Origin of the sequence: Streptomyces tateyamensis (assembly GCF_003205575.1) — a bacterium.
Classification (GTDB): Bacteria; Actinomycetota; Actinomycetes; order Streptomycetales; family Streptomycetaceae; genus Kitasatospora; species Kitasatospora tateyamensis.
Genome location: NZ_PYBW01000053.1, coordinates 168,203 through 186,469 on the forward strand (window position 1 = coordinate 168,203; position 18,267 = coordinate 186,469).

Annotated in this window: 15 protein-coding genes; 9 read left to right on the plus strand and 6 right to left on the minus strand. The window is 73.0% G+C overall.

Features of this window, described 5'->3' with window-relative positions:
- Nucleotides 1-28: 28 nt before the first annotated feature.
- From C7C46_RS17430 to C7C46_RS17440, 3 genes are all read right to left on the minus strand, one after another.
- On the minus strand, nt 29-484 hold the full coding sequence (locus tag C7C46_RS17430) for an RDD family protein (RefSeq protein WP_110670655.1): 456 nt from the start codon (nt 482-484) through the stop codon (nt 29-31).
- Nucleotides 485-548: 64 nt separating this feature from the next.
- Nucleotides 549-1,256, minus strand: coding sequence for an RDD family protein (locus C7C46_RS17435; RefSeq protein ID WP_110670658.1), 708 nt, complete (start codon nt 1,254-1,256; stop codon nt 549-551).
- A gap of 99 nt (nt 1,257-1,355) precedes the next feature.
- Entirely contained in the window at nt 1,356-1,766 is a 411-nt protein-coding gene (locus C7C46_RS17440) for a DUF2752 domain-containing protein (RefSeq protein ID WP_220040641.1), read from the minus strand.
- Between the two features lie 243 nt (nt 1,767-2,009).
- Here C7C46_RS17440 and C7C46_RS17445 point away from each other — a divergent pair, with 243 nt between their 5' ends.
- The 6 genes from C7C46_RS17445 to C7C46_RS17470 all read left to right on the plus strand — a co-directional run bounded on the left by C7C46_RS17445 (nt 2,010) and on the right by C7C46_RS17470 (nt 7,534).
- Nucleotides 2,010-2,867, plus strand: coding sequence for a bifunctional methylenetetrahydrofolate dehydrogenase/methenyltetrahydrofolate cyclohydrolase (locus C7C46_RS17445; RefSeq protein WP_110670660.1), 858 nt, complete (start codon nt 2,010-2,012; stop codon nt 2,865-2,867).
- A 25-nt stretch (nt 2,868-2,892) separates the two neighbouring features.
- Nucleotides 2,893-3,291, plus strand: a complete 399-nt coding sequence (locus tag C7C46_RS17450) for a DUF3017 domain-containing protein (protein ID WP_110670662.1) — start codon at nt 2,893-2,895, stop codon at nt 3,289-3,291.
- Nucleotides 3,292-3,493: 202 nt separating this feature from the next.
- Nucleotides 3,494-4,486 carry a malate dehydrogenase gene (locus C7C46_RS17455; protein WP_110670665.1) on the plus strand — a complete coding sequence of 331 codons (993 nt, stop codon included), beginning with the start codon at nt 3,494-3,496 and terminating at the stop codon, nt 4,484-4,486.
- A 73-nt stretch (nt 4,487-4,559) separates the two neighbouring features.
- Entirely contained in the window at nt 4,560-5,882 is a 1,323-nt protein-coding gene (locus tag C7C46_RS17460; protein WP_110670668.1) for a hemolysin family protein, read from the plus strand.
- A 30-nt stretch (nt 5,883-5,912) separates the two neighbouring features.
- Nucleotides 5,913-6,953 carry a tryptophan--tRNA ligase gene (gene trpS / locus C7C46_RS17465; RefSeq protein WP_110670765.1) on the plus strand — a complete coding sequence of 347 codons (1,041 nt, stop codon included), beginning with the start codon at nt 5,913-5,915 and terminating at the stop codon, nt 6,951-6,953.
- Nucleotides 6,953-7,534: a 2'-5' RNA ligase family protein gene (locus tag C7C46_RS17470; protein WP_110670670.1), complete on the plus strand. Its 582-nt coding sequence runs from the start codon at nt 6,953-6,955 to the stop codon at nt 7,532-7,534. The genes trpS and C7C46_RS17470 overlap by 1 nt, the downstream gene beginning before the upstream one ends.
- Nucleotides 7,535-7,584: 50 nt before the next feature.
- Here the strand turns inward: C7C46_RS17470 and C7C46_RS17475 are convergent, their stop codons facing one another.
- Entirely contained in the window at nt 7,585-10,011 is a 2,427-nt protein-coding gene (locus C7C46_RS17475) for a CDP-glycerol glycerophosphotransferase family protein (RefSeq protein WP_110670672.1), read from the minus strand.
- A 107-nt stretch (nt 10,012-10,118) separates the two neighbouring features.
- Nucleotides 10,119-13,679: a bifunctional glycosyltransferase/CDP-glycerol:glycerophosphate glycerophosphotransferase gene (locus C7C46_RS17480; RefSeq protein ID WP_110670674.1), complete on the minus strand. Its 3,561-nt coding sequence runs from the start codon at nt 13,677-13,679 to the stop codon at nt 10,119-10,121.
- A gap of 199 nt (nt 13,680-13,878) precedes the next feature.
- On the opposite strand from C7C46_RS17480, the gene C7C46_RS17485 reads away from it, so the two are divergent.
- Nucleotides 13,879-14,817: a YihY/virulence factor BrkB family protein gene (locus C7C46_RS17485; RefSeq protein ID WP_110670676.1), complete on the plus strand. Its 939-nt coding sequence runs from the start codon at nt 13,879-13,881 to the stop codon at nt 14,815-14,817.
- A 42-nt stretch (nt 14,818-14,859) separates the two neighbouring features.
- Here C7C46_RS17485 and C7C46_RS17490 read toward each other — a convergent pair whose 3' ends face one another.
- The gene (locus C7C46_RS17490; RefSeq protein WP_110670678.1) at nt 14,860-16,113 is read right to left on the minus strand and encodes a D-alanyl-D-alanine carboxypeptidase family protein; all 1,254 of its coding nucleotides are present in this window, start codon (nt 16,111-16,113) and stop codon (nt 14,860-14,862) included.
- A gap of 138 nt (nt 16,114-16,251) precedes the next feature.
- Here C7C46_RS17490 and C7C46_RS17495 point away from each other — a divergent pair, with 138 nt between their 5' ends.
- Nucleotides 16,252-16,509, plus strand: a complete 258-nt coding sequence (locus tag C7C46_RS17495) for an SCO4848 family membrane protein (RefSeq protein WP_110670680.1) — start codon at nt 16,252-16,254, stop codon at nt 16,507-16,509.
- A 65-nt stretch (nt 16,510-16,574) separates the two neighbouring features.
- Nucleotides 16,575-18,212, plus strand: coding sequence for a hypothetical protein (locus C7C46_RS17500; RefSeq protein WP_110670682.1), 1,638 nt, complete (start codon nt 16,575-16,577; stop codon nt 18,210-18,212).
- Nucleotides 18,213-18,267: the final 55 nt, after the last annotated feature.

Consider the following 18,267-nt stretch of genomic DNA (forward strand, 5'->3'; position numbering starts at 1 on the left):
CCCACGGGCCGTCAGGCGTTGCACGGCGTCACTTGGAGACGACGACCACCGACTTGACGATCTTGTCGGCGAAGGTCTGGTTCTTCTCGTCCCACAGCGGCCACAGGTAGCCGATGCAGCAGATGGCGTCCAGCACGTGCAGGAACTTGCGCCCGATGCCCAGGCCGGCGCCGAGCAGCGAGCCGTCCTCCAGCTTGGCCAGCCGCAGGCCCAGCACCTTCTTGCCGACCGTCTGGCCGCTGGTGCCCTCCATGTAGCCCCAGGCTATGGTGCCCAGAATCTGGATGACGTACTGCAGGCCGACGCCGCCGATCTTGCCCAGGATGAAGGCCGGGACGCCGACGATCAGGCCATCGATCAGCGAGGCGCCGACGCGCTGGCCCCAGTTGGCCAGTACCGGGGCCGGCGGCTGCGGGGTGTAGCCGTAGTTCGGGTCGAGGTTGGGCTGGTAGCCGCCGGGCTGCTGCTCGTACGGGTTGCTCATGCGATCCCCCTGGGACGGTGAGTGCGGTGGATGGTGAATTGGGTGGAACCGTGGTGGCGCGCCGTCAGGCGCGGATCACCAAGCTGTTGCAGACCTTGTCGGCGAACGTCTGGCTCTTGTCGTCCCACAGCGGCCAGAGGTAGCCGAGGTAGCAGACGGCGCCGTCGAGGAAGTGCGCCAGGCGGCGCACGAAGGCCATGCCGAAGCCGAGGGGCTGGCCGTCCTGCTCCCGGACCAGCCGGATGCCCAGGGCCTTCTTGCCGGTGGTCTGGCCGGTGGAGCCCTCCTTGACCAACTGCCAGATCCCCAGGCCCAGGCTGATCGCGAAGCCGAGCAGCATGATCATGGCGCCGCCCCCGACCGCGCTGCTGTCGGTGGTGCTGTAGCAGTAGCCGTAGGAGTCGCAGGTCTGGTGGGTGGAGCCGGCCGCCATCGCGATCAGGACGATGTAGCCCACCAGGGCGGGTACGCCGACGACCAGGAAGTCGACGATGCTCGCCCCCACCCGCGAACCCCAACTGGCCAGCACCGGCGGGGCCATCGGCGCCATCGGCGCGTAGCCGTAGCCGGCCTGCTGGGGGACGCCGTAACCGGCCTGCTGCGGGACGCCGTAGCCGGCCTGCTGCGGGTAGCCGTAGTTGGGCGCGGGCGGCTGCTGCTGCGGGTAGCCGTACATCGGCGGCTGCTGGCCGTACGGGTTCTGCGGCGGAGCGCCGTAGGGGCCCTGCTGCGGCTGGCCGTACGGGTTGTTGGGGTCGGGCGGGTACGTCACGTGGTGCCTCCGGGCGGACGAGCTCGGGTCGAGCCGGTTCTTCGGTCTCCCCGGGCGCGGGTTGGGGAGGACTTGACAGCGGGTGAGACTAGTGGAGCGTCAGGACAGGTGGACACCCAGGCGGTTGAGCTGCCAGATCCAGGCCGTGCCCAGTGCGGCGCCGAGCAGGCCGCGGCGCTTGCCGGTGGAGAGCGACCACCACCAGGCGCCGCCGCCGAGCGGGGCGGTCAGCAGACCGATGGCGGCCACCACGGTGACCGGATTGGCCGTCAGCGCGGCCAGCCAGTGGCCGTGTCCGGCCTCGATGAAGACCGTGGTGGAGCCGCAGCCCGGGCACGGGACACCGGTGAACCGGCGCAGCGGGCAGAGCACGCCGGGGTCGTGGGCGTCGTGCAGGACGGCCACGGTGACCGCGGCGACGGCCGCCGCCCCGCAGCGCAGCGCGGTCTGCGCGACACGGGCGCGCCAGCCCTGCGGATCGGTACGGGCAGCCCGGACCGGCGTGCTCACGGGCGGTGGTGCGGTGCGGGGCCGCAGCGGCCCGGCGGATCGTACTCAAAGATCACGACGTCTGTTCCCCCTGTGCGTTCGCTCGCCCTATCGTCGGGCCGGGGATGCGGGCTGTCCAGCGGCTTAACGTGCTGTGGACACAACTGTGGCGCAACTGCAATCGGATCCACACGTTCCGTTAAGTCGGCGGGGTCCGGGCACCGCGGTTCGGAACCCGGGCCCGGATCCGGGAGGATAGGGGCCATGACTGCCCAGATTCTCGATGGCAAGGCCACCGCGGCCGCGATCAAGTCCGAACTCGCCGTCCGCGTGGCGGCCCTCAAGGAGCGGGGCATCACCCCCGGCCTCGGCACCGTCCTGGTCGGCGACGACCCGGGCAGCCACTCGTACGTGCGCGGCAAGCACCGCGACTGCGCCCAGGTCGGCATCGCCTCCATCCAGGTCGAGCTGCCCGCCGACGCCACCCAGGCCGAGGTGGAGGCCAAGGTCCGGGAGCTGAACGAGGACCCGGCCTGCACCGGCTACATCGTCCAGCTGCCGCTGCCCAAGGGGCTGGACGCAAACCCGGTGCTGGAGCTGATGGACCCGGACAAGGACGCGGACGGCCTGCACCCGACCTCGCTGGGCCGGCTGGCGCTCGGCATCGACGGGCCGCTGCCGTGCACCCCGTTCGGCATCGTCGAGCTGCTGCGCCGGCACGGCGTGGAGCTCAACGGGGCCGACGTCGTGGTGGTCGGCCGCGGGGTGACGGTGGGTCGGTCGATCGGCCTGCTGCTCACCCGCAAGAGCGAGAACGCGACCGTGACGCTCTGCCACACCGGCACCCGGGACCTGTCCGCCCACCTGCGCCGGGCCGACATCATCGTGGCCGCGGCCGGCGTGCCGTACCTGGTCAAGGCCGAGGACGTGCGCCCGGGCGCGGCGGTGCTGGACGTCGGCGTCAGCCGTACCGAGGCGGGCCTGGTCGGCGACGTGCACCCGGCGGTGGCCGAGGTGGCCGGCTGGCTCTCGCCCAACCCGGGTGGTGTCGGCCCGATGACCCGCGCCATGCTGCTCAACAACATCGTCGAGGCGGCCGAGCGCCAGGCCGCCCAGCTGTAGTACCGACCTCGTAGGGGAAGCGCACATGAGGGACAGAGCGCGGCGCCGGCCGGTCAGGAGCGCCGGGACCAATCCGCCGCAGGGCTCCCGCGCGGCGATGGACCGCGAGCATCCGCTGCCGTTCCGGCAGTGGCCGATAACGCTGGTCCTCGCAGTGGTCGGGATCGGCCTGCTGGTCACCTACGCGGACGACTTCCGCTACGGGCTGCTGGTGATCGGCGCGGGCTTCGGGCTCGGTGCCGCGCTGCGGCTGCTGCTGCCGGAGGTCGGCCTGCTGGCGGTGCGCAGCCGGTTCACCGACGTGCTGGTGCTGCTCTTCTTCGGCACGGTGATCGTGCTGCTGGCGCTGCTCGCCCAGCCGGACCAGTGGGTGCACCTGCCGTCGATCGAGTACATCGGCAAGGTGATCGGCCGGCGGGACTGACCGACGGCCCCGGACCTCGGCGGTCCGGGGCCCGGTCCGCCGCGGTCCGGCCTGTGACGCACCAACCACGGCGCCGGTCACGCCGAGGGCTCGGCCTTGCGATAACCTGACGCAGGTTTGTCTCGATGTCGAGAGAAACCGTCCTCGGCTCCAGAGCGCCGGTGTGCCTGGGGCATGTCGGCGATCGTCGGAGAAGGAACCCATGACTCGCACCCCCGTCAACGTCACCGTCACCGGAGCGGCCGGCCAGATCGGCTACGCGCTGCTCTTCCGCATCGCCTCGGGCCACCTGCTCGGTGCGGACGTGCCGGTCAACCTGCGCCTGCTGGAGATCACCCCGGCGCTCAAGGCCGCCGAGGGCGTGGCGATGGAGCTGGACGACTGCGCCTTCCCGCTGCTGCGCGACATCACCATCACCGACCAGGCGAACACCGCCTTCTCGGGCACCAACGTGGCGCTGCTGGTCGGCGCCCGCCCGCGCACCGCCGGCATGGAGCGCGGCGACCTGCTCGCGGCCAACGGCGGCATCTTCGGCCCGCAGGGCAAGGCGATCAACGACAACGCCGCCGACGACGTCAAGGTGCTGGTGGTCGGCAACCCGGCCAACACCAACGCCCTGATCGCCCAGCGCAACGCGCCCGACGTGCCGGCCGAGCGGTTCACCGCGATGACCCGCCTGGACCACAACCGGGCGGTCGCCCAGCTGGCCAAGAAGGCCGGCGTCACCGTGGCCGACGTCAAGAAGGTCACCATCTGGGGCAACCACTCCGCCACCCAGTACCCCGACCTGTTCCAGGCCGAGATCGCCGGCAAGGCGGGCTTCGAGGCCGTCGGCTCCGACCAGGCCTGGGTCGAGGACTTCTTCATCCCGAAGGTGGCCAAGCGCGGCGCCGAGATCATCGAGGTCCGCGGCGCCTCCTCGGCCGCCTCGGCCGCGAACGCCGCCCTGGACCACGTGCACACCTGGGTGAACGGCACCGCGGCCGGCGACTGGACCTCGATGGGCATCGTCTCCGACGGCTCCTACGGCGTGCCGGAGGGCATCATCTCCTCCTTCCCGGTCACCACCAAGGACGGCAAGTTCGAGATCGTCCAGGGCCTGGAGCTCTCCGAGTTCTCCCGCGCCCGGATCGACGCCTCGGTGGCCGAGCTGGTCGCCGAGCGCGACGAGGTCACCGCCCTCGGCCTGATCTGAGCACCCGGTCCGCAACGGCGGCCCGCCCCTCCCTCGCGGAGCGGCGGGCCGCCGCCGTTTACACTGGCCGACCGTGACCGAAACCCTCCAGGACGCGGCTCTCGTCCTGGTCTTCATCGTCCTGGGCGGCCTCTTCAACATCGCCGAGATCTCGCTGATCTCGCTGCGCGAGGGGCAGATCCGCGCGCTGGCCGGGCGCGGCACCAAGCGGGCCGCACGGGCCGCGCACCTGGCCGCCGACCCCAACCGGTTCCTGGCCGCCGTGCAGGTCGGGGTGACCTGCATGGGCTTCCTGTCGGCCGCCTTCGGCGCGGACACGCTGGCCGGCAAGCTCTCCCCGGTGTTCGTGCGGCTGGGCCTGTCGACCGGCGTCGCGGACGCCGCGGCGCTGGTCGGGCTGACCCTGCTGATCTCCTACCTCTCGCTGGTGCTGGGGGAGCTGACGCCCAAGCGGATCGGGCTGCAGCGGTCCGAGTCGATCGCGCTGCTGGCCGCCCCGGTGGTGGACGTGATGTCGGTGGTGCTGCGCCCGGTGATCTGGCTGCTGGGCCGCTCGACCAACCTGATGGTCCGGCTGCTGGGCGGCGACCCGAAGGCCGGGCGCGGCAGCATGAGCTCCGAGGAGCTGCGCGGGCTGGTCGCCTCCAACACCGAACTGGGCAGCGACGAGCGGGCGTTGATCGCCGACGTGTTCGCCGCCGGGGAGCGCCAGCTGCGCGAGGTGATGGTGCCGCGCACCGAGGTGACCTTCCTGGACGCCGACCAGCCGCTCAGCGAGGTGCGGGAGGAGACCAGCACCTCGCCGCACTCGCGCTACCCGGTGGTGGAGGGCTCCTACGACGCGGTGGTCGGCTTCGTGCACGTCCGCGACCTGTACCGGGCCCGCGGGGAGCAGGCGCTGCGGGTGCGCGAGATCGCCCGGCCGGTGAAGCTGCTGCCGGCCACCAAGCGGGTGCTGGAGGCGATGAGCGAGATGCGCAGGGAGGGGCACCACCTGGCCATGGTGGTGGACGAGTACGGCGGCACCGCCGGGATCGTCACGCTCGAGGACCTGGTCGAGGAGGTGATCGGGGAGATCCGGGACGAGTACGACGCGCAGGCCAGCACCACCCGGCGGCTGGCCGGCGGCGGCGTGGAGGTCAACGGACTGCTGAACCTGTCCGACTTCGCCGAGGAGACCGGCGTCGCGCTGCCCGAGGGGCCCTACGAGACAGTGGCCGGCTACGTGGTGGCCGAGCTCGGCGAGCTGCCCGCGGTCGGCGACCAGGTGCTCACCGAGGCGGGCGTGCTGCTGACCGTGGCGGTGCTGGACGGCCGCCGGATCGACCGGATCCGGGTCGCGGATGCGCCCGGTACCGCACCCTCGTCGGAACCTCCAAGGACGACCGGGTCCTGAGCCCGGCACGAAGCTGGAAGAATGGCTTTCATGGTCAACGCAGCGGTCGCCGGTCAGGCGCAGGATCGTCCCCGGGTGCTCTCCGGCATCCAGCCCACCTCCGGCTCGTTCCACCTGGGCAACTACCTCGGCGCGGTGCGCCAGTGGGTGGACCTCCAGGAGGCCAACGACGCCTTCTACATGGTCGTCGACCTGCACGCGATCACCGTGCCGCAGGACCCGGCGGTGCTCCGGGAGAACACCCGGGTCTCGGTCGCCCAGCTGCTCGGCGCGGGCCTGGACCCGGAGCGGTGCACCCTGTTCGTCCAGTCCCACGTGCCCGAGCACGCGCAGCTGGGCTGGGTGATGAACTGCTTCACCGGTTTCGGCGAGGCCTCCCGGATGACCCAGTTCAAGGACAAGTCCGCCAAGCAGGGCAGTGACACCACCACCGTGGGCCTGTTCACCTACCCGGTGCTGATGGTCGCCGACGTGCTGCTCTACCAGGCCGACGCGGTGCCGGTCGGCGAGGACCAGCGCCAGCACCTGGAGCTCACCCGGGACCTGGCCGAGCGGTTCAACACCCGCTTCGCGCCGACCTTCACGATCCCGAAGCCGTACATCCTCAAGGAGACGGCGAAGATCATGGACCTGCAGGACCCGGGCGCCAAGATGAGCAAGTCGGCGGCCTCGCCCAAGGGCCTGATCAACCTGCTGGACGACGCCAAGGCCAGCGCCAAGAAGTTCAAGAGCGCGGTCACCGACACCGACACCGTGGTCAGCTACGACGAGGAGAAGAAGCCGGGCGTCGCGAACCTGCTGCGGATCCACTCGGCGCTCAGCGGCCAGAGCGTGGACCAGCTGGTGGCGCACTTCGAGGGCAAGATGTACGGCGCCCTCAAGACCGAGCTGGCCGAGCTGTTCACCGAGTGGGTGGCCCCGTTCCAGGAGCGCACCCAGGGCTACCTGGCGGACCCGGCGGAGCTGGACCGGGTGCTCGCCCGCGGGGCCGAGAAGGCCCGCGAGGTGGCCTCGGTGACGCTGGAGACGGTCTACGACCGCATCGGTCTCCTGCCGGCCGCCAAGCGCTGATGACGCCGGCCGCCGCCCCGGGTGCCGGGGCCCCCGAGCGGGGCCCCGGCACCGGTGCCGTGCTGACCCTCGGGGTCGCGGTCACGGTGCCGGAGCCGTACGGCTCGGCGGTCCAGGACGCCCGGGCCGGTCTCGGCGACCCGCAGGCCCGGGCGATACCCACCCACGTCACGCTGCTGCCGCCGACCGAGCTGGCGGCCGAGCAGCTCGACCGGGTGCGCGCCCACCTGGCGGCGGTGGCCGCGGCGCACCGCCCGTTCCGGATGCTGCTGCACGGCAGCGGCTCCTTCCGCCCGGTCTCCCCGGTGGTCTTCGTCCGGGTCGAGGAGGGCGCCCAGGAGTGCCGGGAGCTGGAGGCGGCGATCCGCTCCGGCCCGCTGGCCCGGGAGCTGGCCTTCCCCTACCACCCGCACGTGACGGTGGCGCACGGGCTGCCGGAGCCGGTGCTGGACCTGGCGGCCGAACAGGCCCGGGAGTTCCACGCGGCGTTCACGGTGTCCGGCTTCACGCTCTCCCGGTTCGACCGGGACGAGGTCTGGCGGCCCTGGGAGACCTTCGAGTTCGCCGAACCGCGCAAGTGACGGAGTTCTCTCGCAGTCCCGCCGCCCGCCCGGGGTCCGCGCCGACCCGCTCAGCCGAGCTGGAGCATCCGGTCGACCAGCCGGGCGGTGGCCCGGCCGTCGTCCAGCGGGCAGAACCGCTCGCGGAAGGCCTGGTACCGGCCCTGGAACGGGGCGACGGCGGCCTGCGGATCGGCCAGCGCGTCCAGTAGCTGGTCGGACCCGGTGAGCAGCGGACCCGGGGCGATCGCCGCGAAGTCCAGGTAGAAGCCGCGCAGCGCGTCCCGGTAGTGCTCCAGGTCGTAGGTGAAGAAGAGCATCGGGCGGCCGCGGATGGCGAAGTCGAAGAGCAGCGAGGAGTAGTCGGTCACCAGCACGTCCGCGATCAGCAGCAGGTCCTGCACGTCGGGGTAGTCGCCCACGTCGTAGAGGAAGCCGTCGCCGGCCCCCGGCAGCCGGTCCCGGACGTGGGCGTGCGGGCGGACCAGCAGCGCGGTGTCGGGGCCGAGCACGCGACGGGCCGCGGCCGGGTCCAGGTGCAGGTCGAAGCGGTAGCCCTCGCCGTGCCGGCGGTCCTCGCGCCAGGTGGGCGCGTACAGCACCACCCGGCGCTCCGGCGTCAGGCCCAGCCGGCGGCGGACCAGCTGGGCGGCCCGCTGGTCGGGCCGGACCAGCTGGTCGTTGCGCGGGTAGCCGGACTCCAGGATCTCGCCGCGGTAGCGGAAGGCCCGGCGCAGGATCGGGGTGGCGAACGGGCTGGGGGAGACCAGCAGGCTCCAGTGGGGCACCTCGCGGGCCAGCCGCTCCAGGTAGCCGGAGCCGCGCAGCCAGGGGTGGTCCACGTCGTGCGCGATCCGCTTGAGCGGGGTGCCGTGCCAGGTCTGCACCACCACCTGGTCGGGGCGGCGCTGCAGGAACTCCGGCAGGTGGGTGTTGCCCACCAGGTACCGGCAGGTGGCCAGCGCCCGGTACCACTGGGCGCTGCCGACCCGGACCGGGACCACGCCCGGCGGCAGCTCGGCCTGCGCGTCGTCCACCGTCCACAGGTGCTCCAGCGCCGCGCCGCGGCGCACCAGCTCGGCGTGCACGGCGCGCGGCGAGTCGGCGTAGCCGCGGCCGCCGAAGTTGTCGTAGAGCACCGCCTGACGCAGCTTCAGCCGACGGGCCGCGCGGTAGTCGGCCCGCAGCCGGGACTGCGCGTAGTCGCCGCGCTCGGTCGGCGCCAGCACCGGGTGCGCGTCCAGGATCAGCGTGTCGTGCCAGCGGCGCTGCAGGGTCACCGTCTTCGGGCCGGCCGGCAGCCCGGCCGGCAGCAGGGCCAGCGCGCCCGGGGACAGGGTGAGCCGCTGCTCGGCCCCGGGCCGGCCCACCGGGCGCAGCAGCAGGTCCCAGACGCCCCGGCGCAGCGGCAGCGAGCCGCCGTAGCTGGTGGCGGTGCCGACCGGGACCAGCAGCTCGAACCGGTCCGCACCCAGCGGGCGCACCGGGTGCCGGTCCTCCGCGGTGCCGTCGGTGTGCCGCAGCACCAGTTCGGCGGGGGCGGTGCCGATGCCGGGCTGGCGGCCGGTCAACCGGAATCCGGCCGCGGTCGCGGTCAGCTCCTCCACCACCGGCAGCGGTGCGCGCACGCACAGCTGGAGGGTGCCGTCGGCCGGGCCCTTCAGGTGCACCACCCGGTCCGTCCCGGGCAGCCGGTGCTGGCCGGTGACCGGGCCGGCGCGCTCGTCCAGCAGCGGTGCGACGCCGGCCAGCTGCAGGTCCCAGTGCTGCAGCGGCGCGGCGCGGTCCGCGGCCAGCGCGGCGAGCGGGACCTCGGCCGCCGGGCCGCCGGGCACCGGGCGCAGCGGGCAGCGCAGTTCGGCCCCGGTCTCCCGGTTGGCCAGCAGCAGGGCGTCCCCGGGCCCGACCGGGCCGGCGCAGCGGAGCAGCAGGGCCGACGGCAGGCGGCGGACGGCGGTGACCCGCGGCGGGTCGGCGACCAGCCGCAGCCGCAGCTCGCCCTCGGCGAAGACCGGCTGCAGCAGCACCTGCCGGTCCACCCAGGCCCCCGGCGGGTACTCGCCCGAGCCGCACCAGTGCGGGGCCAGGGTGCCCAGGCTCCGGTGCAGGCCGGCCAGCAGGGTGGCCCGGACCAGCCAGTCCCCGGTCGGCCAGCGGCCGCCCTGGCGCAGCCGGGCCGGGTCCAGCACGGCGGTGAAGCCGGACCAGTCGTAGCTGTGCTCGTCCTGGCCGCTCTCCTCGGTCACCTCGGGCATCAGCACCGGGCGGGTGAGCAGCCGGACCGGGCGGCGACCGTCCGGCGGGAGCAGGGTGAGCAGGGTGCGGGCGCTGCCGCGGCGGGCCGAGGGGTGGCCCGGCTCGCGGGCGAAGCCGGTCAGCTCCAGCCGGCCGGCCACCCAGCGGGCCGCGCGCAGCGCTATCGGGGGCGCGGCGTCGGCGGGGGCGGGCGCGGCGGGGCGCCGCAGCAGGGTCGACGGCAGGACCGACGGCAGAACCATGGCGAGCGGCCTTTCGGCGCGGGTACTTCAGTGCGAATTGGCCCGGGAAGGCCGTAGGGGCCCGCGCCGGGAAGGCGCGGGCCCCTACGGGGGGGACTGACGGTGGCTCAGCCGAGCAGGTTGTCCACCACCCGGGCGGCGGCGTGGCCGTCGTCCAGGTCGCAGTACTTCTCCTTGAACGCCGTGTAGGCCTCGCGGTGCTCGGTGGCGACGGCGTCCAGGTCGCCGAGCGCCCGGATCACCTCGTCCGAGGTGCGCAGCAGCGGACCGGGCGCGTCGCGCTCGAAGTCGAAACTGAAACCGCACAGGTTGTCGCGGTAGTGCTCCAGGTCGTGGGTGAAGAAGACGACCGGCCGGCCGGTGTTGACGTAGTCGAACACCGAGGCCGAGTAGTCGGTCACCAGCGCGTCGGCGATCAGCAGCAGGTCGGCCATGTCCGGGTAGCGGGAGACGTCGTACACGTAGCCGTCCCCGGCCTGCGGCACCGGGCCGTAGCAGAGCGCGTGCGGGCGGACCAGCAGCACCTGGTCCTCGCCCAGCGCCGCCCGGGCCGCCGCCAGGTCCAGGCGCAGGTCGGCCTGGTAGCCGCCCTGCGGGCGCCTGCGGTCCTCCCGGAAGGTCGGCGCGTACAGCACCACCTTCTTGCCCTCGGGCAGCTCGAGCCGGCGGCGCACCTCGGCGGCCCGCTTCTCCCGGTCCGGGGCGTAGAAGACGTCGTTGTGCGGGTACCCGGTCTCCAGCAGCTCGCCCTGGTACCTGAAGGCCCGGCGCAGCACCGGGGTCGCGTAGCTGGAGCCGGAGACCAGCTTGGTCCAGGTCGGCACCTCGCGGTCCAGGTGCTTGAGGTAGTTGCTGTCGATGAACCAGATCTTCTCGAAGTCGTGGCCGATCCGCTTCAGCGGCGTGCCGACCCAGGTCTGCAGCACCACCTGGCCCGGGCGGGGGGTCACGAAGTCGGGCAGGTGGGCGCTGGTGACCACGTACCTGGCGGTGGCCAGCGCCTCGTACCACTCCGGGCTCCACTGGCGCAGCGCGCGGGCGCTCTGCGGCAGCTCGGCCTGCCGGTCGTCCACCGTCCACAGGTGCTCCAGCGGCAGCCCGCGGCGGACCAGTTCCTCGTGGATCGCGCGCGGCGAGCCGGCGTACTGGCTGCCGGCCACGTGGTACAGCACCGCCTCGCGCAGCGGGCGCTGCTGAGCGGCCGGGTAGGCCTCCCGGCGCAGCTGGCGCTGGCGGAAGCCGCTGCGCTCGTCCTCGCTGAGGTCGCTGTGCGCCTCCAGCGACAGCCGGTCGTACGCCCGCCGCTCCAGCGCCACGTCCTTGCCGCGGTGGTGGATCCGGGCCGGCAGCGCGGTGTGCGCCTCCAGCGCCACCTGGGCGGCCGGCCAGGCGAAGCCGAGGTCGCCGTCGGCCGGACGGAAGAAGAGCTCCCAGGTGCCCTTGTGCAGCGGTACCCGGCCGCCCGCGGTGGTGGTCGGCACGCCGGCCACCAGCACCTCGAACCGGCCGTCCCGGACGGTCAGCGGGTGCAGGTAGTCCTCCTCCCGCCACAGGTGGCGCAGCACCAGGTCGTAGCGGTGCTCGCCGGGCAGCGGGAAGCGGCCGGTGAGGGTGAAACCCTTCTCGTCGGCGGCGGTGATCCGCTCGATCACCGGCTGCACGAGCTGGTCGTCGAGCTGCAGGTGGCCCTCGGGGCTGGGCCGGGAGACCAGGGTGCGGGCCACGCCGAGCGGGGCCGTCGGGTTGAGCGGCAGGTCCAGGTGGGTCAGCGCCACCCGCTCGTCCACCAGCACCGGCAGCTCGCGGCCGTCCCGGGTGAGCAGCGCGGCCAGCCACGGGTCGGTGGTGCGGTCGGCGGCGGCCGGGTCTAGCTCGTCCCAGCGCACGCGGACCTCGGCCAGGTCGGCCAGCGGGATCCGGGCGGTGAACGGCACCGGCCGGCCGGCCGGGACGCCGAACTCCACCGGCAGGTCCAGCTGGGAGCCGGACGGCTGGTGGGTCAACCGCAGCTGCAGGCCGGCCAGGTCGCCGGCGTTGCGCACGGTGCCGCTCAGCTCGACCGCGCCGTCCACCGCCTTGAGCTCGGTGACCGCCGCGCGCAGCCGCTCGATCCGCAGCTGCAGGAAGTTGTCCTTGAGGAAGGGCACGATCCGGGTGGTGGCGTCGGCCCAGTGCGGGACGAAGTTCTCCGCGGTGTCGGCCCAGCCGCCGCTGATCCGGCCCTTGTAGACGCCGGCCTTGCCGGCACCGGCGATCAGCACCCGCCAGGTGCCCTCCTGCCACTGGCCGCGCCGCTTGAGCCGGGTCGGGTCGATCACGGTCTGGAAGCCGGCCCAGTCGCAGCTGTACAGGTCGTGCGGGGAGCTGGCGGTCGCCTCGGCGCTGTACTGGGTGCGGGTCTGGAAGGTGACGAAGCGTCGGCCGTCGGCCTGACGCAGCACCAGCAGCTTGACCAGGTCGTGCTTGTGTTCGGCGCCCAGGTGCTCGGGGAAGGCGTGCCCGTTCAGCCGCAGCTTGCCGTCCACCCAGGCGGAGTCGTAGATCCGGCTGCGCATCACCAGCGCGTTGTCCAGCCGCAGCACGTCGGCCGGCACGCTGCGGCGGCCGCCGCGCAGGAACGGGTAGTCCGCGTACGGCCGCAGCACACCGCGGGCCGGGGCGGCGCCGTTGCTCTCGGACTCGAACTGCATCTGCTCGACGAACTCGTCCATCCGGCCCTGCAGGGTCAGGTGGTACTTGAGCTTGAGCGGCGCGCGCAGCTTGCGCACGTGCTCCGGGCCGATCGCCCGCAGCAGTCGGCCGACGTGCTGCACGTAGGCGTCCCGGTAGTCCTGCTCGCCGTCGACCACCGACCAGAAGAACATCGGGATCTCCTCGACGAGGTTGTTCTCGTCGTAGGCGTGCAGGTACTCCCGGTACTTCGGGTCGGTCTGCTTGAGCAGCCAGGAGCGGACCAGCTCCATCGAGGCGACCCGGTCGATCAGGCCCTTGGGGTTGGTGCGCATCTGGGTGATCGACATCTCGCCGACCTCGCGCTCGCGCCAGTGGTAGATCGGCTCGTTGAGCACGTCCACGCTCTTGGCCAGGTAGTGGTGCGGCACGCTGACCGGTGCGTCCTCGTAGAGGATGCCCTCGGGGTAGAGCAGGCCGGCCGCGTCCCAGAAGGAGCGGCGGTAGACCTTGTTCCACGCGGTGCGGTCGGTGACCAGGGCCGGCAGCTCGGTGATGTGGGTCTTCAGCCGGGTCTGCTTGAACGGCTTGGCGTGGCCGCCCGAGGGGTAGAAGCCGACGGCCCGGAAGCGCAGCACGTTGCCGGAGCAGAAGTCCGAGCCGGTCTGGTCCAGGGTGCCGATCATCAGCTCGTAGGCGCTGGGCGGCAGGGTGTCGTCACTGTCCACGAAGGCCAGGAACTCGGTGCCCTCGGTCAGGTGCAGCAGGCCGGTGTTGCGGGCCGCACCGAGCCCGGCGTTCTGCTTGCGGACCAGCCGGAACCGGGAGTCCTTGGCGGCGAAGGCCTCGGCGATGGCGGCGCTGCCGTCCTTGGAGCCGTCGTCGACCATGATGCATTCGAGGTCGCCCATGGTCTGGGCGGCAATGGACTCCAGGCACTCCTCCAGATACCGCTCGACGTTGTAGATCGGAACGACGACGGAGAGACGGGGGGCCATCAGCAGTGCGGGCCTTTCATCAGGGGAAGCACTCGGTGCGGTCGCCGCCCCGGCGTTACCGGGGGCGAGTACACGGTAGGTTCGGGAGGAATCCTACCGTCCTGTCCAAGGGGCGATCCGGGCGCGACGCACGGCGGCGCCCGCCGGCGGTCGGCGAGGCGGATGGTCGCCGACCTGACGCGATGCCAGGCTGGGCGGTATGGGATTCCTCACCAGGCTGCCGATGATCGGGCCGTGGGTCGCTGCCGTGCTGCGCAGCCGTCCGTGGCTGGTCTACCAGCTGTTCACCGCGGCCAAGGCCAACCGGTTGGCCGGCGCGATCACCTTCTTCGGGTTCCTGGCGCTCTTCCCGCTGCTCACGGTGGCCCTGGCGGTCGCGGTCAGCGCGTTGACGCCGAGCCAGGTGAACACCCTTCAGCGGAAGATCTCGGACCAGGTGCCGGGGCTGGCCGACGCCCTCGGGCTGGACTCGCTGATCGCCAACGCGGCGACCGTCGGGCTGATCGGCGGCCTGCTGCTGCTGGTCTCCGGCCTGGGCTGGGTGGACACCCTGCGCGGCTCCATCCGGGACGTCTGGCAGCAGCCGGACGAGCGGTCCAACCCCGTGCTGGTCAAGCTCCACGACTGCCTGGTGCTGCTCGGGCTCGGAGTGGTCTCGGTGGTCTCGCTGGGAGCCTCGGTGGTGGCCACCAAGCTGGCCGGACGGCTGGCCGATGCCCTGGGCCTGGCCGACCGCGGGCCCGGGCACTGGCTGCTGGCGGGTGCCGGGTTCGTCATCGCGGTCGGGGCCGACCTGCTGCTCTTCCTCTACCTGCTGGCGCCGTTCCCCGGGATCGACGGGCAGCACCGGCGCGACCTGCTGACCGCCGCCTTGATCGGCGCCGTCGGCTTCGAGCTGCTCAAGCTGCTGCTCTCCTCCTACCTGGTCTCGGTGGCCGGGAAGAGCCTGTACGGCGCCTTCGGGGTGCCGGTGGCGCTGCTGCTGTGGATCAACTTCGTCAGCCGGCTGCTGCTGTACTGCGTGGCCTGGACGGCGCTGGCCGACCCGGACGGGGCCAAGGCCCGGGCGCGGGCCAGCGCGGAGGCGGCCTACCGGGCGGCGGGCGAGCTGGGCGCCGCCCCGGTGCGCAGCGGCTGAGGTGCGGCGCGGTGCGGGGCGGCCGAGGGCTGAGGGCTCACCTCACCGGCGGCGGCCCAGCGCGGTGGACCCGCCGACCGGGCGGCCCGGGTCGGCCTGGGCCGGGCCGGCGGTGCGGCGGCGCCGGTTGAGCAGCCAGCCGCCGCCGGCCGCGCAGAGCGTCACGGCGCCGATCACCGCCCAGCTCTCGGGGGAGAGCAGCCGGGCCCCGGGGCGGCCGACGCCGGCGGCGACGGCTGCCGCTGACGCCCCGGCGTGAGCGGCGGCGGGCGGCGCGGCGGGGGTCGGGGAGGCCACCGGGCGCGGCGGCACCAGGGCGCCGACCGGGGTCGTCTTCCCGGCCGCCGCGAAGCCCCAGTCGAGCAGCGCCGCGGTGTCGTCGTACACCTTGAGATACGACTCCGGGTGCATCACGGCCACCAGCAGGGTGCGCCCGCCGCGCTCGGCCGCCCCGACGAAGGTGGCGCCGGCGTTGGTGGTGTAGCCGTTCTTCACCCCGATCAGGCCCGGGTACTTGCCCAGCAGGCGATCGGTGTTCTGGATCCCGAAGGTGCCGCGCCGACCGCTGGCCTTGTCCACCGTGCCGGGGAACTGGGCGTCCCGGGTCCCGCAGTAGCTGCGGAAGTCGGGGTTGCGCAGGCCCTCGCGGGCGAACAGGGTCAGGTCGTAGGCCGAGGTCAGCTGCCCGTCGGCGTCGTAGCCGTCGGGGGAGACCACCTGGGTGTCGGCGGCCCCCAGCACGTCCGCCTCGGCCCGCATCTGCCGGACCGTCTCGTCCACCCCGCCGTTCATGTGGGCGAGGACGTGCACCGCGTCGTTGCCGGAACTGAGGAAGACCCCGCGCCACAGGTCCTCGACCGAGTAGTCGAGGTCCTCCTTGATGCCCACCAGGCTGCTGCCCGCGCCCATCCCGGCCAGTTCCTCGTTGGTCACCCGGTGCACCTGGGTGCGGTCGAACTTGGGCAGCACGGTGTCGGCGAAGAGCATCTTGAGGGTGCTGGCCGGGGGCAGCCGCAGGTGCGCGTTGTACGCCGCCAGCACCTCGCCGCTGCCCGCGTCGGCGACCAGCCAGGACTGGCCGGTCAGCCCGCCGGGCAGCGGCGGCGCGCCGGGGCCCAGGGCCACCTGCACGCCCGGCTCGGCCAGCCGGGCACCCCCGACCACGGGGACCGGGGGCGGGACGTCGGCGGCGGCCGGCGGCGCGAGGCCGGCCCCCAGGGGCAGGGTCAGGGCCAGGGTCAGCGCGGCGGCCGGGCCGACCCGGCGGCGGGCTGTGATGCGATGATCCGAAAACACGGACGGTGCGTACCCAGCGGACCCCGCCCGCCTCTCGGCCCCCGCCCCGAGACCCCCCGAACGGGTCCCCACGGCGGGGCCGAACGGACGCCCGCCGATACTGGAGCGGCACCCCCGCCTCACGAAGGATCGCCCGTCATGACGCTCAGCCGCCGCACCTCCTGGTTCCTCGCCGCCTTCGGCGTCTGGTCGGTGATCATCTGGACCACCTTCGTCAAGAACCTCTTGCAGGACTCCGCCCACCAGGCCTTCACCAACGGCGACCACGCCCACCCCACCGCCTTCTTCTGGATCCACCTCGCGCTGGCGGTGACCTCGTTCGTGCTCGGTGTCCTGGTCGGGCTGGTGGGTGTGCGCGGGCTGCGTGTGCCGCGTGAAGATAACGCGTTGACCTGAGAGTTGAGCGGCTGTCAGAGTCTCCCTGCAAACTCGTCCAAACGGACTTTCGAAGGGGACTCTTCTTGAAGCTTGCCATCTCCCGGCTGCTCGCCACCGGCGGGGCGCTCGCCCTGACCACCGGCCTGGCCCTGGCCCTGGCGCCGGCCGCGCAGGCGGACCCGGGCCCGGTCCTGACCAACCCGCGCATGAACCCGATCCCGGTGAACGCCGGCGTCAGCACCAACGGCTGCGAGGGTGTCGACACCGGCACTGGCTGGCTGAGCGCGGGTAGTCAGCCTGAGTTCCTGGTGGACGTGCCGGCGGACTACGCGGGCTCCAAGCAGCCCCGGTTCCGGGTGCTCGACGTGACCGGCCCGGACGGCATCGTGGTGTTGGACCAGGAGGCCCCCGTGGCCTACGGCGTCGCCCGGGTGGGTGTCGCCGACCTGCTGGACGGACATTCGTATGCCTGGCGGGCCCAGCTGCCGGGCGGCCAGGGGCGGGCGGTGACCCCGCTGTGCCACTTCCAGGTGGACACCACGGCGCCGACCACCACGGTGAGCTCGACCGACTTCCCGGCCGCCGGATCGAACAAGTTCGCGGGCGAGAAGGGCACCTTCACTCTGGCCGGTACCGACCCGGCGCCGGCCGGCGGTGCGGCCTCGGGAGTGGCCTGCTTCCGCCCGGTGCTCGACGGCAGCGTGTCGGTCTTCAAGTGCGGCGACCCGGGCACCGTCCTGCCGGGGGCCGACGGCACCGCGAACGTGGTGCTGCGGCCGGGCAGTTGGGGCCCCAACACCCTGACGGTCCAGACGATGGACAACGCGGGCAACGTCTCGGTCGCCAGCTACAGCTTCTACGCGCCGTGGAACCCCAACCCGCCGCAGGCCCAGGGAGACGTGGACAACGACGCGGTCCCGGACATCCTGCTGCCGGATGCGGCTGGCAATCTCCAGGTGATCAGCGGCAACGCGGGCAGCACCACCCCGACCACGACGGTGGCGGCTGTCAATGCCCCGGGTGGCCAGGGCACCTGGGCCGGGGTGCAGCTGGCGCACCGCGGCTGGGACAACACCAACCCGGCGGACACCGTCTTCGCGCACCGGGACGGCAACCTCTACGCGTACCGCAACACGGGGACGCTGAACCTCAACTCGGGCGGCTTGGTGCGCCGCCCGTCCAGCTGCGCCGACGCGAACGAGGTCCAGGTGGCCTGCCCGGCCGGCTATGCCACCGACTGGTCCGGTGTCGAGCAGCTGGTCGCGCTCGGCCAGGCCGACAAGGCCAGCGCCACCCGCCCCTGGCTGCTGACGGTGGAGCAGGGCAACCTGTGGCTCTACGGCAACGGGAACCTGCTCTTCGGGCGGGAGAAGGCCCAGCAGCTGACCACGTCCGGCAACTGGAGCAACTTCGACCTGGTGGCTCCGGGCGCGGACGCGAAGGGAAACCTGTCGCTGTGGGCGCGTGACCGGGCCACCGGTGAGCTGCACGTGTACCCGCTGCCGATGCAGGCGAGCGGGATCGTGGACTTCTCGGCGCTGGCGGACCCGAGCGCGCACGGCGTCGGTGCGGTGTTCACCACGGCCGCGTTCCCGACCCTGGGCAGCTCGGGCGACCTGGACGGTGACGGCACCCCGGACCTGTGGGCCGTGACGGCCGACCGCCATCTGCAGGTGTTCCGGGGCTACCAGCAGCCCAAGGACTGGGGTCTGCTGAAGTAGCGGGAACAGACGGCTGAGGGCCCGTCCGGTCGGTACCGGACGGGCCCTCGGCTGT

What these genes read in the sequence shown, in the direction of transcription:
- C7C46_RS17430 (WP_110670655.1), bottom strand. Translation starts at nt 484, where the DNA reads ATGAGCAACCCGTACGAGCAGCAGCCCGGCGGCTACCAGCCCAACCTC.
- C7C46_RS17445 (WP_110670660.1), top strand. Translation starts at nt 2,010, where the DNA reads ATGACTGCCCAGATTCTCGATGGCAAGGCCACCGCGGCCGCGATCAAG.
- C7C46_RS17450 (WP_110670662.1), top strand. Translation starts at nt 2,893, where the DNA reads ATGAGGGACAGAGCGCGGCGCCGGCCGGTCAGGAGCGCCGGGACCAAT.
- C7C46_RS17455 (WP_110670665.1), top strand. Translation starts at nt 3,494, where the DNA reads ATGACTCGCACCCCCGTCAACGTCACCGTCACCGGAGCGGCCGGCCAG.
- trpS (WP_110670765.1), top strand. Translation starts at nt 5,913, where the DNA reads ATGGTCAACGCAGCGGTCGCCGGTCAGGCGCAGGATCGTCCCCGGGTG.
- C7C46_RS17470 (WP_110670670.1), top strand. Translation starts at nt 6,953, where the DNA reads ATGACGCCGGCCGCCGCCCCGGGTGCCGGGGCCCCCGAGCGGGGCCCC.
- C7C46_RS17475 (WP_110670672.1), bottom strand. Translation starts at nt 10,011, where the DNA reads ATGGTTCTGCCGTCGGTCCTGCCGTCGACCCTGCTGCGGCGCCCCGCC.
- C7C46_RS17480 (WP_110670674.1), bottom strand. Translation starts at nt 13,679, where the DNA reads ATGGCCCCCCGTCTCTCCGTCGTCGTTCCGATCTACAACGTCGAGCGG.
- C7C46_RS17485 (WP_110670676.1), top strand. Translation starts at nt 13,879, where the DNA reads ATGGGATTCCTCACCAGGCTGCCGATGATCGGGCCGTGGGTCGCTGCC.
- C7C46_RS17495 (WP_110670680.1), top strand. Translation starts at nt 16,252, where the DNA reads ATGACGCTCAGCCGCCGCACCTCCTGGTTCCTCGCCGCCTTCGGCGTC.